Source organism: Janthinobacterium aestuarii (genome assembly GCF_051380835.1).
Taxonomy (GTDB): Bacteria; Pseudomonadota; Gammaproteobacteria; order Burkholderiales; family Burkholderiaceae_D; genus Janthinobacterium; species Janthinobacterium aestuarii.
The window spans coordinates 892186-906773 of the sequence record NZ_JBNYXU010000001.1; the positions used below are offsets into that span (position 1 = coordinate 892186).

Here is a 14588-nt window from a genome sequence, read left to right on the forward strand (position 1 = left end):
GGTGATCAGAACTTCACCCACAGCCGTCCGAAATACGAAGCGCCGTTCAGGCCGAATTGCACGCTGTCGTATTTGAAGCCGTTATCCGTCTCGTCCGCGTTTTGCGTGGTGGGCTTGACGTTGAAGATGTTGTTGCCGCCAAAGGTCAGCTTGGTGTTCTTGCTGATGCTGTAGGTGAAGCTCAGGTCGGCCGAGGTCTTGGCCTTGTAGCGGGCGTTCGGTACGCCTTCGGCCGTGCCGCTGAAGGTGCCCAGGGTTTGCGGGCCAAAGTAGATGATGCGCAGGTCCGATTCCAGCTTGCCCGTGATGTAGTCGAAGCCCAAGGTGGCTTTCGCGCGCGGGCCGCCCTGTTCGATGAACAGGCGTTCGCGCTCGGACAGCAAGACATCCTCGAAGCCCGTCAGCGAGGCGGGTGTCTTGACTTTCGTCACTTCCGTCTTACTCAGGTTCAAGGCCACGAAGGTGTTCAGGCGGTTGCCGGCCAGCTCGCCCTTGTGCGAAGCCGTCAGGTCCAGCCCGCGCGTGCGCGTGTCGATGGAGTTGACGAAGAATTGCGCTTCGCCCACGCCCAGCAGGGCCAGGCGCGCGGCCAGGTCAGGGTAGTTGTCGGCATTGAAGCGGCCCGACAGCACGATGCGGTCCTTGATCTTGATGTTGTACAGGTCGGCCGTGACGGAGATGGCTTGCGTCGGCGTCCAGGTGGTGCCCAAGGTAAAGCTGGTGGATTTTTCCTCTTTCAACTTCGGGATGCCGGCCGCGTTGGCGACGGTGTCGCCATTCGGCGCCAGCACCACGTCGGTGGGCACGCCGCCGATGAAGTCGGTGAAGGTGGACGAGAAATACACTTGCTGCAACGATGGCGCGCGGAAACCCGTGCTGGCCGAACCGCGTAGCAGCACGTTCGGCGCCAGCTTGTAGCTGCCGGCCAGCTTGCCGGTGACGGTGGAGCCGAAGTCGCTGAATTTTTCATAGCGCAGGGCTGCCTGGGTTTTCAGGCGTTCCGTCCATTCCAGTTCCACGTCGCCATACGCGGCGATGCTGTGGCGCTTGGCCTTCGTGGCGTCGCCGGGCTGGAAGCCGGGAAAGCCCTGGCTGCCCGCATTGCCGCCCACACCCACGCCGTCGGCGTCGTTGTAGGAGCCCGGTTCGCCGGCCATGATCTTGTATTCTTCGCTGCGGTACTCGGCGCCGAAGGCCACGTTCATGCCGCGCATCACTGTGTCGTAGTAGCGGCTGAAATCGGCGTTGCTGGTCAGCTGCTGGAACGAGAAGCCGCCCGCGTCGTAGTTGCTGGCGCTCACGCCCTTGCCGCCGTTCATCAAGTCGAGATTGGCGATCGATGCGTTCAGCGTATTGCTGATGTCGTAGCGCATCTTGTTGTAGCCATAGGTTTGTGAAAAATCCGCATGCCATTCGCCGATCTGGCTGCGATGGCCGATGGTGGCGTACTGGTCGTCGATCTTGCCGTTAATGAAAGGCACGAAACCGTCCGGGTACATGGCGGCCGAATTGCGCGACGGGATGTCGTCGCTGCCGATGCCGCCCCGGCCAAATGCGGCGCTCGAGGCGTCGCGCGTCTGTGCGCCGGCCGTGAAGTACAGCTTGCCCGTGCCGCTGGTGGCGTAGTCGCCATTCACGTACAGGGTTTTGTTTTTGGATTTGGTGTCGCCGATGATGCGCATGCTGTCGGAATCGGCGCGGTTCGAGCGGCCCCGGTCCAGGTATTCGCCGGTGATGGCCAGGGTGCCCTTGTCGCCCAGCGCGATGCCGCAGTAGGCGGAGGTCATGTAATTCTTGCCGTCGCCTTCCGAATACTGGCTGTAGCCGGCCACCGCTTCGCAGCCCAGACTTTTTTTCAGTTCGATGTCGATCACGCCGGCAATGGCGTCCGAGCCGTACTGGGCGGCGGCGCCGTCGCGCAGCACTTGCACGTTCTTGATCGCCAACAAGGGAATCGCATTCATGTCCGTGCCCGTGTTGCCGCGGTTGCGCGCGCCGAACAGGTTGACGAGGGCCGTCGTGTGGCGCCGCTTGCCGTTGACCAGCACGAGGGTCTGGTCGGAGCCGAGGCCGCGCAGGGCGGCCGAATCGATCAGGTCGGCCCCGTCGGCGCCCGTCTGGCGCGTGGAATTGAACGAGGGCGAGATGTATTGCAGCGATTGCGCCAGGTCGAACTGGCCGCCTTGCTCGGCCACCTTGGAAATCGGAATGATATCGACCGGCACCATCGTATCGGTGGAGGAACTGGCGACCCTGCGCGAGCCGACCACACTGACCGTTTGCACGGGACCTTCCGTGGCCGCAGGGTCGTTGCTCTGCGCCATGGCGGCGGGACTGAAGGCGGCCAGGGCGGCGCTGCCGTACAGGCTGATGAGGACTGCTTTACGCAAGGTGGTGAGGGTCGGCACGCAGTATCTCCAAGTGGTATTGTGATTTGATTCTAGTGCCATCATTTCATCATTCACCAGCGATACTTTGTTTTCTTATTACAAATTTGTAGTAACTGTTGTTTCCTGGTTGATTAGCTTTTCGCCGCTGCCCGGCTTGCCTCGTACTGGTGCGGCATGCCCCGTTCAGGTGCTGCGTTGCACCATGCCGCCCACCCAGATTGCCTGCGCGCTGTATTGCACCTCGATCAAACATGGCTGCTGCGTCACGTGGCCCTGATGCAGGCGCAGCGACTGCTGCAAATGCGCTGACAGCGCGCCCGCCGCCACGCCCGTGGCGCTGTCTTCCAGCGCCGGGTCGAGGTGGTTGAAGTTGCGCCCTTCGTACTCGTGCTCGCCCGTGCGGCAATACGCATAGCAGCCGTTGACCTGATGCAAGGCGCTCCAGTCGGCGATCAGTTCCAGGTTCGGTCGCAGCGCGCGCAGGGTGGTAAGGTCGGCCACTTCCAGCAGCAGCTTCGAACTGCCGACGGAGGCGATCACGGGCGGCGACAGCAAGTGCATGTGCTGGCCCATCAGTTCCGACGGCACATATTTCTCCACCATGACGGCCGGCGCCGGCTGCGGTGTCAGGCCGATGAAAATACCTTCCGCGCGGCGCACCAGCTGCAAGGCTTGCCCGCGCATGGCCGTGGTCACCGTCAAGGCTGCCGGTGCGCCAGGCGCCGTCAGCAGCACATGGGCAGCCGCCAGGGTGGCATGCAGGCACAGGGGACTGCGCGTGTGCGGATAAAAATAGTCGAGCACGACGCCTCCGTCCGCTTGCCGGTCGAGGAAGACGCAGGCGCTGACCTGGCGTTCGCGGGCAAATTGCTGGCGCGCCGTTTCGCTGTTGTCGTCGTTTTCCACGACCAGCGCCGCATTGCCGCCACCGGGTGCGGCGCCGAAACATTTCAATAAATGGACGATCATGATGGGCGAGGCATAAGGTAAAACACCAGCATAACCGAGAAGCCGTATTCCAGATGCGTATAATATACTGTGTTTATATACAGTATTGAGGTAGATCATGTGGGGCGCCGTCTTACCCGAGTATGCTGAGTTGTACTGCCTGAGCAATTTCAGCTTCCTGCATGGGGCCTCGCATGCTGAAGAGCTGGTGGCGCGCGCCGTCCAGCTTGGGTACAAGGGGCTGGCCATTACCGACGAGTGCTCGCTGGCGGGCGTCGTGCGTGCCCATGCGACGGCCAAGCGGGCCGATTTTCCGTTGATCATCGGCGCGCATTTTCATTTGACGCAGGCCGACGGCAGTCCGGCCCTGTCCTTGCTGGCGCTGGTGCAAGACATCGACGGTTATGGCAATTTGTCTGAGCTGATCACCATGGCGCGCACGCGGGCGGCCAAGGGGCGCTATTTGCTGACGCCCGACGATTTTGCGGCGCCTTCGGCCGAGTTTGCCCATTTGCGGGGGCTGCCTGGCTGCCTGATGATCTTGCTGCCCAGCTATCCGGCCCAGCCGGAAACTGTGCGTGCGCAGGGGGCGTGGATGGCGTCCACCTTTGGCGGCGAGCGCAGCTGGATCGGCCTGAACCTGCTGCAGCGGGCGCAGGATGACGCGCACCGCAGCGCCGTGCAAGAGGCGGCGCAGGCGCAGGGTTTGCCCGTGGTGGCCATCGGCCACGTGTGCATGCACGTGCGTTCGCGTAAGCCCCTGCTCGACACTTTGTGCGCGATTCGCGTGGGCAAGCCCGTGGGCGAATGCGGCTATGCGCTGGCGCAAAATGCGGAGCAGCATTTGCGCGCGCGCTTGCGCCTGGCCAATGTGTATCCGCCGCAAGCGCTGGCGGAAACCTTGCGCATTGCCAAGATGTGCGAATTTTCCCTCGACAGCCTGCGCTATGACTATCCCGACGAGCTGGTGCCGGGCGGCCACACGCCGGCGACCTATCTGCGCGAAGAAACATATGCGGGCGCGCGTCTCCGCTTTCCGTTGGGCATTCCGGCCAACGTGCAGGAGCAGATCGAGCAGGAGCTGGAACTGATCGCCGAGCTGTCGTATGAAGCGTACTTTTTGACCGTGTACGACATCGTGCGCTTTGCCCGTTCGCAAAACATCCTGTGCCAGGGCCGGGGCTCGGCAGCCAATTCGGCCGTCTGTTATTGCCTGCACATCACGGAAGTGGACCCGGCACGCGGCAATTCGCTGGTCGGGCGTTTCATGTCACGCGAGCGCAACGAGCCGCCCGACATCGACGTCGATTTCGAGCACCAGCGGCGCGAAGAGGTGATTCAATATATCTACGGAAAATATGGGCGCGAGCGGGCCGCGCTGGCCGCCGTGGTGATCAGCTACCGTCCAAAAAGCGCTTTGCGCGACAGCGGCCGCGCGCTGGGGATCGACCTGGCCATCGTGGAAAAAGTGGCCAAGGCGCACCGCTGGTTCGACGGCAAGCGCGATCTGCTGGAGCGCCTTGCTGAATGCGGGCTCGATCCGGAAGCGGCATTGTCGCAGCAGTGGGCCGGCCTGGCGCAGCAGTTGATGGGCTTTCCCCGCCATCTGTCGCAGCATCCGGGCGGCTTCGTCATTGCGCACGGGAAGTTGTCGCGCCTGGTGCCGATTGAAAACGCCACCATGGCCGAGCGCAGCGTCATCGAGTGGGACAAGAACGACCTCGAGGAGCTGGGCTTGATGAAGGTCGACGTGCTGGCGCTGGGTATGCTGTCGGCCCTGCGCCGTGCCTTGGAACTGGTCGGTGCACGGCGCGGCGAAGAGTTCCGCCTGCAGGATATTCCCCGCGAAGACCCCGCCACCTACGACATGATGTGCGAGGCCGACACCATCGGCGTGTTCCAGATCGAGTCGCGCGCGCAGATGAGCATGCTGCCCCGGCTGCGGCCCCGTGAATTCTACGACCTCGTCATCGAAGTGGCGCTCGTGCGCCCCGGCCCCATCCAGGGCGGCATGGTGCATCCGTATCTGCAGCGCCGCCAGGAAAAGGAGGCGATCGAGTATCCGAAAGGCCTGGAAAAGGCACTGGGACGCACACTCGGCATTCCCATTTTCCAGGAGCAAGTGATGCAGGTGGCCATCATCGCCGCCGATTTCAGCCCCGGCGAGGCCGATGAGCTGCGGCGCGCCATGGCGGCCTGGAAACGCAAGGGTGGCATGAACAATTACAAGAAACGCATCGTTGAAACGATGGTCAAAAATGAATATGAGCGAGAGTTTGCCGAGGCCATCTTCAGCCAGATCGAGGGCTTTGGCGAATACGGCTTTCCCGAGTCGCACGCGGCCAGTTTCGCCCTGCTGACGTACGCCAGTTCCTGGCTGAAATGCCACGAACCGGCCGCCTTCCTGTGCGCCTTGCTCAACAGCCAGCCCATGGGCTTTTACAGCCCTTCGCAACTGGTGCAGGATGGTCGCCGGCATGGCGTGCAGGTGCTGCCCGTCGACGTGGCCATCAGCGACTGGGAGGCGACGTTGGAAGAGACTACGGAAGGGCGCGCGCCCGCCGTGCGCCTGGGCTTGAACAGCCTGTTCGGCATGCGCGCCGAGGCCGCCCGGCGTATCGAGGATGCGCGCGCCATTGCCGCTTTTGTCGACGTGGTCGACCTGGCCCTGCGTGGCGGCCTGGACCGTCATGACTTGCAGGTGCTCGCTGCCGGCAATGCGCTGCACGCGCTGGCCGGGCACCGGCGCGTCGCGCTGTGGCAGGCGGCTGGCGCCGTGCCCGACAGGGATCTGCTGCGCGCCACGACGCAAGAGGAAGACTTGCCCATGCTGGCCGCCCCGACGGAAGGCGAGAGCATCGTCAGCGACTACCGCGCGCAAGGCCTGACTCTGGGCCGCCACCCGCTGGCGCTGCTGCGCAGGCAATTGCTGGAACAGCGTTTCATGCCGGCGTCTACGCTGATGACGTACACGAGCGGGCAAGTGGCGCGCGCCTGCGGCATCGTCACCGTGCGCCAGCGTCCGGGTACGGCCAAGGGCGTGATCTTCATGACACTGGAAGACGAGACGGGCACCGTCAACGTCATCGTCTGGCCCGACCTGGTGGAAAGCCAGCGGCGCGAAGTGCTGAGCGCGCCGCTGCTGGGCGTGTACGGCGTGTGGCAGCGCGAAGGCATCGTGCGCAACCTGGTGGCCAAGCGCCTGGTCGACATGTCGCATCTGCTGGGACGCTTGCGCACCAGCAGCCGCGATTTTTGTTGAGAGTTGCCGGCGGGGAGGAGGGCATGGCATTATTTAAGAATGACAACATTACCCGAACCGACACTGCGTCCCGCCCTCGTCGCCGACGCGCCCGCCATCGTTGCCCTGATCGACGACCTGATGCCCTTTTTGACCCTGCATCCGGATGGCGCGGGGGCGGAAAAATTCATCGAACACTGCCGCCAGCCAGCCATCGAAGGCTATCTGTCACAGTCGCGCTATGCGTATCAGCTCGCGCATATCGGCGGCGAGCTGGCCGGCGTCGTGGCCATGCGCGACAACACGCATCTGTTCCACATGTTCGTGCCGCGCGCCCTGCACCGGCGCGGCATGGCGCGCCGCCTGTGGCAGGCAGCCCGCGATGCGTCGCTGGCCAGGAGCGATGTGACGGCCTTTACCGTCAATTCCTCGCTGTATGCCTTGCCCCTGTACATGAGCTTGGGCTTTGTCGCCACGGGGCCGAAGGTGGAGGAGGGCGGCATCGCTTTCGTGCCGATGCGCATGGAATTGTAAAAATCACCCCAACGACAAGGACTGGGGTCGCACCCTCAGGGTACGACCCCGGCATTTGCTTTTTGGGTTGGTATTGATTACCAGCGTACGATCTTCCCCGGATTCATGATGTTCTTCGGATCCAGCGCATGTTTCAAGGCGCGCATGGTGTCGATGGCACCTTCGCCATGTTCTTCCACGAGGAACGCCATCTTGTGCATGCCCACGCCGTGCTCGCCCGTGCACGTGCCATCCATGCCGATGGCGCGCGTGACCATGTCGCTGTTGACCTTTTCCGCGCGGGCGATGTCGGCCGGGTCGTCGGGATCGACCAGCATCTGCACGTGGAAATTGCCGTCGCCCACGTGGCCGATGATGGCGTAGACGAGGCCCCGCGCCTCGCAATCGGCCTTGGTGGCGAGGATACATTCGGCCAGGCGCGAAATGGGCACGCAGCAATCGGTGGAAATGGCGCGGCTGCCGGGGCGCATCTGCAGCAGGGCGAAATACGCGTTGTGGCGCGCGGCCCACAAACGCGAGCGGTCTTCGGGGCGGCTGGCCCACTCGAAATCGCTGGCGCCGTGTTCGGCCGTGATGGCTTGCACCTGCTGCGCCTGCTCGGCCACGCTGGCCGGCGTGCCGTGGAACTCAAACAGCAACAGCGGCTTTTGCGGCAGCGCCATCTTGTCGTAGGCATTGATGGCTTTCACGCCATTTTCATCGAGAAACTCGACCCGCGCCACAGGAATACCCATCTGGATGGTCTGGATCACGGCGCTGACGGCTTCGCCCGTGCCGGGGAATGAGCACACGGCCGCCGAGATCGCTTCCGGCAGCGGATACAGTTTGACCGTCACTTCCGTGATGATGCCCAACGTCCCTTCGCTGCCGACGAACAAGCGCGTCAGGTCGTAGCCGGCCGACGATTTTTTCGCTCTGGTTCCCGTCTTGATGATGCGGCCATCGGCCGTCACCACGGTCAGGGCCAGCACGTTTTCGCGCATGGTGCCGTAGCGCACGGCATTTGTGCCCGAGGCGCGCGTGGCCGCCATGCCACCCAGCGACGCATTGGCGCCCGGGTCGATGGGGAAGAACAGGCCCGTGTCGCGGATTTCCTCGTTCAGTTGCTTGCGCGTTACGCCCGCCTGCACGGTGGCCGTCAAGTCTTCACCATGCACGGCGACCATCTGATTCATTTGCGACATATCAATCGTCACGCCGCCATGCAGGGCCAGCACGTGGCCTTCGAGCGAGGTGCCGCTGCCGTAGGCGATGATGGGTACGTCGTGCGCGCTGCACAGCTTGACGGCGGCCGCCACTTCCTCGGTGGAATGGGCGAAGATGACGGCGTCAGGCAGCATGGGGGGATAGCTCGACTCGTCGCGTCCATGGTGTTCGCGCATGGCTTGCGTCATGGAAAAGCGGTCGGCAAAGATCAGGGAAAGTACGGCAGCAAGAGAGTCTGGCAGCGGTTTTTTCAGTACCGCCAACTGGTCAGTTTGATTCACGCAAGTCCTCCGTTTTTTTTATTCTACCCCGCACCTGGAGATTTCACCGAAGCACCATTTTTGCCAGTTGTAAAAAATTCCGCATGATGCGCCGCGCAGCGGTTGTAAATGAGAATCATTTCTATTAAAATGCCCGCCAGTAGTTATTTTGCAATGCGTGCTTCAATCCGAAAGGCCATGCCCATGAGATTCCCCCTGTCCCTCGCAGCCGTCCTGCCCGCCTGCGTACTGGCCCTGAGCGCTTGCAGCAGCGTCGCACCCGTCAACGGTGCCGGCGCCACCGCCGTTGCGCCTGCCGCTGCGCAAGACGTGCGCCAGCTGGGCGAGATCGTTGACCTGCGCAGCGGCAAGCGCGTGACTGCCGAGCAATTGCTGGCCCAGCTGGCCGTCGCGCCGCGTGTCATCGTGGGCGAGCAGCATGACCAGCTCAGCCATCACCAGATCGAGCAATGGTTGTTGCAGCAGTTGCAGGGCCAGCGTCCGCAAGGCAGCGTGCTGCTGGAAATGTTGAACCCGGACCAGCAAGCCAAGGTGGACAAGGTCAAGCCGTGGCTGCAGACGGACCCCGTCGTGCGCCCCGAACACGTGGCCGAGCTGGTGGCCTGGCAGCCGGGCTGGAAGTGGGCGCAATATGGCGACCTGGTGATGACCGTGATGCGCGCGCCGTATCCCGTCTGGTCGGCCAACCTGGACCGCAGCGAGATCAAGCAAATGTTTATCGACAAGCCGGCCGTGCAGGGCAAGCATTCGAACCTGGCCAACGATGGCAAGGTGCATGCCAAGCTGAAAGACATCATCCGCATCATGCACGACAACCAGATCGACGAACCGCGCCTGGCCGCCATGCTGTCGGTGCAGCAGCAGCGCGACCGCCGCATGGCCGAGCGCCTGCTGGCCGCACCCGCGCCGGCCGTGCTGATTGCAGGCGCCTACCATGCGCACAAGGACCTGGGCGTGCCGTTGCACGTGCAGGACTTGACGGGCGGTCCGGTGCCGCTGGTGCTGGTCCTGGCGCAGCAGGGCGCGGCAGTCCAGGCGCCGCAGGCCGATTTCGTCTGGTTCACGCCGGTTGTTGCGCCCGCCGTCGCCAGCGCCAAGTAAGCCGTAGCACCTCCGCCGGGCGTTCAGCCCGGCATTCTCCCCCAGCAAGCTTCTTCGCAGCAGCCAGGTAGTTCGTCCGATTTTTTGCATGCGCGTGCGCGCCGTTGGCGCAGCCATGCCTGTTACCTGTTGAAGCTTCCATGCGTATCTCCTGTCTCAAAGCCGCCGCTGGCGGCGTGTTTCTGTCCCTGTTGCATGCCACGGCGCAAGCGTCCACCTTGCCACATGACATGTCGCCGCTGGGCATGTTTTTCGCTGCCGACCAGGTCGTCAAAAGCGTACTCATCGGCTTGCTGGTCGCCGCGCTGGCCACCTGGGTGGTCTTGCTGGTGAAGGGCGCCAGTTTGCTGCAAGCCCGGCGCGCGGCGGCGCAAGCCGTTGCCGTGCTGAAGACGGCGATCTCCTTGCCGGACGCGGCGGCAAAGAGCGAGGTGTCCGTGCTGGCGCAACAGCTGCTCGGCGATGTGCAGCAGGAATTGAAGCTGTCGCACGCCAGTGCGCCAGCGGCGGCCCTGAAGGAGCGGGCTGGCTTTCGCCAGGAACAGTGGATTGCGCACAATATACGCAGCATGACGCAAGGCATCGGTCTGCTCGCCAGCATCGGCGCCGTGGCGCCGTTCGTCGGCCTGTTCGGTACCGTGTGGGGCATCATGAACAGTTTCATCGGCATCGCCGTCAGCCAGAGCACGAATTTGGCCACTGTCGCGCCCGGCATCGCGGAAGCCTTGCTGGCCACCGCCCTGGGTCTGGTGGCGGCGATTCCCGCCGTCGTCATCTATAACGTCTTGAGCCGGGGCATCAACCAGTACAGGGCGCAGCTGCGCGCCGCTTCCGCGCAAGTGCTGCTGATGCTGAGCCGCGACCTCGACACCCGCAAGCAGGCCTGAGCCATGGCTTCCCTGTTTCCTACGCCGGACGACGATACGGCCGACATGCCGGAATTGAGCGAGATCAATGTCACCCCCTTCATCGACGTGATGCTGGTGCTGTTGATCATTTTCATGGTGGTCTCGCCGCTGGCCACCGTCGACCTGAAAATCGACTTGCCGGCCGCCAAGGCCAAGCCGGCACCGCGCCCCGACAAGCCCCTGTTCGTTTCCCTGAAAGCCGACCGCAGCCTGTACCTGGGCGAGGCGCCCGTGGCGCGCGAGCAATTGGGCCTTTTGCTCGACGCGCAGACGGGCGGCGACCGCCAGCGCACCCTGTTTTTCCAGGCCGACAAACAAGCGGCCTATGAAGATGTGCTGGGCGTGATGGATGCCCTGCGCCGGGCCGGCTATCTGAAAGTGGGCCTGGTGGGCCGGGAGGGCGGGTGAATCCGCGTCCGATATTGAGCTGGGGCATCGCCACGTTGCTGGTAGTGGCCGCCGTGCTGGCGCTGCTGCTGTGGGCCGGCTGGCGGCCCGTCAGCGTCGCTCCCACGCAGCCGCCCGCCAGCGTGATGGTGGTATTTGCCGCGCAAGCGATGTCGCCGGAAACACGGCAAGCGGCAGCGGCAGCGGCGCGCCAGTCGGCGGCGTCCAGCGCCGCCCAACCCAAAAAGAGCACGGCCAGGCAAGAGGCGCTGCCCGTGCTGGCGCGCGCCGCCGCGCAGGAGATTGTCGCCGCTGAAAAAGAGGAAAAGACAACGCCCAGCCCGTCAACAGATATTGGCAAGGATGCTGCGAAGGAAACGTCATTACCCGCACAGGCCAGCAGCAGCGCCACGCCGGCGCCGGCCGCCGTGCGCGGTCCGCAGGCGGCGCCATTCGATAGCGATACGCCGTTGACCAATGCGGCGCCGGCCAGTTGGCAAAGCCGCGTGTTGGGCCATCTGGCCCATTTCAAGCGCTATCCGGGCGACGCGCGCCAACGCAAGCGGGCCGGCGCCGCCTGGGTACGTTTCCAGTTGGACCGCGACGGCAAGCTGCTGGCCAGCGAACTGGTCACCTCATCGGGCACGGTGCTGCTCGACCGCGAAGCACTGCAAGTGCTGCAGCGCGCGCAGCCGCTGCCGGCGCCGCCCGACAACGTCCTGCGCCAGGGCACGGTGACGGTGACCTTGCCCGTGTCGTTCAAGCTCGACGCCGAGAGCGGCCACGGCGCCAGCTGACTTTTTCAATCACATAACAAATCGAGGGTGTATGCATATCAAGACAATGACGCAGGCCGTGGGCATCTGCATGGCCTTGCTCGCGCAGCAGGGATGGGCGCAACAGGCACAAGACAATGGCAAGGTCGTGTTTTCGCCGCTGAATGTCTCGGGTGAAACGGTACCCGTGGAACAGCAGGCGCTGGAAAAACCGGGCGCCGTCAGTGCGCGCGGCGCCGATACGCGCTTGCAGCCGGTCGACCAGATATTGCGCGGCATGCCGGGCACGTTTACCCAGATCGATCCAGCGCAAGGGGCCGTCAGTGTCAACATCCGCGGCCTGTCCGGCTTTGGCAGGGTCAACACCATGGTCGATGGCGTGACGCAGAATTACTATGGCAGCGCACCGTCGGAAGTGGCGCATGGTAGCGTGCCCAGCAGCCAGTTCGGCGCCCTGATCGACCCGAATTTCATCATCGGCGTGGACGTGTCGCGCGGTAATGTCGTTGGCGGCGACGGCGTCAATGCGCTGGGCGGCAGCGCCAACTTCCGCACCATCGGCGTCGATGACGTGGTGTTTACGGGCGAGAAGGCGGGCGCGCGCACGAAGATGTCCGCCGGCAATAACGGCGTGGGACGCAGCGCCATGCTGGCCGTGGCCATGAAAAACCCTGCCTTCGATGGCGGCAGCGTCGGCTTCATGGCGGCCACGAGCGTGAGCGTGATCGGCAACAACTACAAGAATGGCAAGGGCACGGATAGCGAGGAATTCGGCTTCGGCTACAACCGTTTCTATAAACAAAGGCCGAAGTCGCAATTGCTCAAGCTGGACCTCAAACTGAGCGATTTCCATGCGCTGGAACTGTCGGCGCGCGATTACCGCAACACGTTCACGCGCCGCGATATCCGGAGCGATGACTACTATGTGAAATACCACTACACGCTGTTTTCGGAATTGATCGATCTCAATGTGACGGCCAGCAGCAGCCGCGGCAAGCAGAAATACATGCCGGAAGCCTTGATCAATTTCGTCAACACGAGCACGGCCAACCGCGCCGACGCCTTCGACATCAACAACACGAGCAGTTTCAAGCTGGCGGGCGGCGATGCGCTGGTGACCGTGGGCGGCAAGCTGATGCGCAATCAATACAGCAAGCACGTGGAAAGCCTCGTCGACGATCCCGACAACCCGGACGCGAACCGGCAATCGATTGAAAACAATACCTTTGGCCCCACCGGCAAGCAAAAGATCGACAGCCTGTATGCGGGCCTGCAATACAACCGCAGTATCTATCAGATCAATGCCGGGCTGAATTACACGCGTTTCGAATTGACGGGCTATAAGCCGGCTTGTGACGAGCGCGTAAAATGCTTCCCGCAAGGGGCGGCGCATATCGCGTTGAAGGAACACGGCATCAATCCCTCGCTGCTCGTGTCCGCACAGGTGACGCCGTGGTTCCAGCCGTTTGCCAGCGCCGAGCGCACCATGCGGGGGCCGAATCCGCAGGAAGTATTTTTCTCGAACGATGGCGGGGCGTCGATGAACCCCTTCCTGAAGGGGGAAAAGGCGACGACCTATCAGCTGGGTTTCAATTCCAGCCTGCACGGTTTGCTGAGCGCCAACGATGCGCTGAACTTCAAGGCCTTGTATTTCAAGAGCAAGATCGACGGCTATATCACCAGTCAATCCTTCCTCGTCTGTGACAACGGGCGCAAGTGCAATATCTCGGAAGTGATCGCCACGGATTGGGAGACGGTCGACGAATACGTGACCAATATGTATATCTACATCAACTCGGCCACGCCCGTGCGTACGCGCGGCTGGGAACTGGAAGCGCAATACCAGCTGGGTCCGGCTTTTGCGCGGCTGTCGTACACGCGTGAAAAGACCAGCCAGCCCACCTCGATCGCCAGCGCGTGGTTTGGCGCGTCCGACATCAGCGAGCTGCCCAGCACCTACTACAACCTCGATGTGGGCACGCGCTTGCTGGACAATAAAATGGAGGTGGGCGCCATCATCAAGCACACGGGCTCGAACCGCCGCCTGTCGCCGGACAATGAAGCCGATGAAGTGACGGGGGAAGTGGCGAAGGTGGACAATCCGAAGATTCCGGCCGTGATCGATTTGTATGCGAGCTGGCAGGTGACGAAAAACCTGTTCCTGCGCCTGTCTGTGCAGAACGCGATGGACAAGAATTACTCGGAAGCGCTGAACCGCCTGAACTCGATGCCGTCGCAGTCGCAGGACAACACGCCGATGAGTACGGCGCGGGGCAGGACGTATGTGGCAGGGCTGGAGTACCGGTTCTAGTTTAAAGCTGGGGTCAGTTCCTTTGGAATCGGCATGCGGTCCATTGGGCCGCATGCCCCCGGCGGGTCTGACCCCAAATGAGGCCAGCTCTTTAATACTCGCGTGGTGTGGTGCCATAATAATTGTGGATCGATGTCGCCCAGGCTTGGTCCGCCATGTTCGGCCAGTTATCCGTGTCGAAGCCGGGCGCGTTTTCGATGCGTTCCTTGTCGACGTTGAGGGTGAAGCGCTTGTTGACGGTGTCGAGCAGCAGCGCTTCCCACGGCACGGCGAAGAGTTTTTCGCCGATGGTAAACACACCGCCGTGCGACATCACGGCGTAGGCGATTTTGCCGCTGCGCATGTCGATCATGATTTCCTTGATTTCGCCCAGATGTTCATCCTTGGCGTTGTGCACATGGTCGCCGATCAGGGTGTCTGCACCCATCAGTTCCGGGCCGGGACCTTTGTGGCCGCGGTTGACATACATGCCGTAGGCGTCGCGTTCTTCGTAGCTCATGATGGA

Annotated in this window: 11 protein-coding genes; 7 read left to right on the top strand and 4 right to left on the bottom strand. The window is 62.9% G+C overall.

What is annotated here, in order from left to right; genetic code table 11:
- Positions 1–5 precede the first annotated feature (5 nt).
- On the bottom strand, positions 6–2408 hold the full coding sequence (locus ACQ4WO_RS04055; RefSeq protein WP_436480321.1) for a TonB-dependent receptor plug domain-containing protein: 2403 nt from the start codon (positions 2406–2408) through the stop codon (positions 6–8).
- A gap of 165 nt (positions 2409–2573) precedes the next feature.
- Positions 2574–3359: a PhzF family protein gene (locus ACQ4WO_RS04060; RefSeq protein ID WP_436480322.1), complete on the bottom strand. Its 786-nt coding sequence runs from the start codon at positions 3357–3359 to the stop codon at positions 2574–2576.
- A gap of 97 nt (positions 3360–3456) precedes the next feature.
- Between ACQ4WO_RS04060 and ACQ4WO_RS04065 the strand changes: the two genes are divergently transcribed.
- Together ACQ4WO_RS04065 and ACQ4WO_RS04070 are read left to right on the top strand one after the other, a co-directional pair.
- Positions 3457–6600 (top strand): error-prone DNA polymerase, encoded by a 3144-nt coding sequence (locus tag ACQ4WO_RS04065; RefSeq protein WP_436480323.1) that lies wholly within the window; start codon positions 3457–3459, stop codon positions 6598–6600.
- 39 nt (positions 6601–6639) lie between these two features.
- Positions 6640–7113, top strand: coding sequence for a GNAT family N-acetyltransferase (locus ACQ4WO_RS04070; protein WP_436480324.1), 474 nt, complete (start codon positions 6640–6642; stop codon positions 7111–7113).
- 77 nt (positions 7114–7190) lie between these two features.
- On the opposite strand, the gene ACQ4WO_RS04075 is transcribed toward ACQ4WO_RS04070, so the two are convergent.
- Positions 7191–8600, bottom strand: coding sequence for an FAD-binding oxidoreductase (locus tag ACQ4WO_RS04075; RefSeq protein ID WP_436480325.1), 1410 nt, complete (start codon positions 8598–8600; stop codon positions 7191–7193).
- Positions 8601–8777: 177 nt separating this feature from the next.
- On the opposite strand from ACQ4WO_RS04075, the gene ACQ4WO_RS04080 reads away from it, so the two are divergent.
- From ACQ4WO_RS04080 to ACQ4WO_RS04100, 5 genes are all read left to right on the top strand, one after another.
- Positions 8778–9701 (top strand): ChaN family lipoprotein, encoded by a 924-nt coding sequence (locus ACQ4WO_RS04080; RefSeq protein ID WP_436480326.1) that lies wholly within the window; start codon positions 8778–8780, stop codon positions 9699–9701.
- A 140-nt stretch (positions 9702–9841) separates the two neighbouring features.
- Entirely contained in the window at positions 9842–10588 is a 747-nt protein-coding gene (exbB, locus tag ACQ4WO_RS04085) for a tonB-system energizer ExbB (protein WP_436480327.1), read from the top strand.
- Between the two features lie 3 nt (positions 10589–10591).
- Positions 10592–11017 (top strand): TonB system transport protein ExbD, encoded by a 426-nt coding sequence (gene exbD, locus ACQ4WO_RS04090; protein WP_436480328.1) that lies wholly within the window; start codon positions 10592–10594, stop codon positions 11015–11017.
- Complete coding sequence (locus ACQ4WO_RS04095) at positions 11014–11793, top strand: energy transducer TonB (RefSeq protein ID WP_436480329.1); 780 nt, start codon at positions 11014–11016, stop codon at positions 11791–11793. The genes exbD and ACQ4WO_RS04095 overlap by 4 nt, the downstream gene beginning before the upstream one ends.
- A gap of 31 nt (positions 11794–11824) precedes the next feature.
- Positions 11825–14083, top strand: coding sequence for a TonB-dependent receptor domain-containing protein (locus ACQ4WO_RS04100; protein WP_436480330.1), 2259 nt, complete (start codon positions 11825–11827; stop codon positions 14081–14083).
- Between the two features lie 91 nt (positions 14084–14174).
- Here the strand turns inward: ACQ4WO_RS04100 and ACQ4WO_RS04105 are convergent, their stop codons facing one another.
- Complete coding sequence (locus ACQ4WO_RS04105; RefSeq protein WP_436480331.1) at positions 14175–14582, bottom strand: PRC-barrel domain-containing protein; 408 nt, start codon at positions 14580–14582, stop codon at positions 14175–14177.
- Positions 14583–14588 lie beyond the last annotated feature (6 nt).

Coding starts and splice junctions, on each gene's coding strand:
- ACQ4WO_RS04060 (WP_436480322.1), bottom strand. CDS start 3,359: ATGATCGTCCATTTATTGAAATGTTTCGGCGCCGCACCCGGTGGCGGC.
- ACQ4WO_RS04065 (WP_436480323.1), top strand. CDS start 3,457: ATGTGGGGCGCCGTCTTACCCGAGTATGCTGAGTTGTACTGCCTGAGC.
- ACQ4WO_RS04070 (WP_436480324.1), top strand. CDS start 6,640: ATGACAACATTACCCGAACCGACACTGCGTCCCGCCCTCGTCGCCGAC.
- ACQ4WO_RS04080 (WP_436480326.1), top strand. CDS start 8,778: ATGCCCATGAGATTCCCCCTGTCCCTCGCAGCCGTCCTGCCCGCCTGC.
- exbB (WP_436480327.1), top strand. CDS start 9,842: ATGCGTATCTCCTGTCTCAAAGCCGCCGCTGGCGGCGTGTTTCTGTCC.
- exbD (WP_436480328.1), top strand. CDS start 10,592: ATGGCTTCCCTGTTTCCTACGCCGGACGACGATACGGCCGACATGCCG.
- ACQ4WO_RS04100 (WP_436480330.1), top strand. CDS start 11,825: ATGCATATCAAGACAATGACGCAGGCCGTGGGCATCTGCATGGCCTTG.
- ACQ4WO_RS04105 (WP_436480331.1), bottom strand. CDS start 14,582: ATGAGCTACGAAGAACGCGACGCCTACGGCATGTATGTCAACCGCGGC.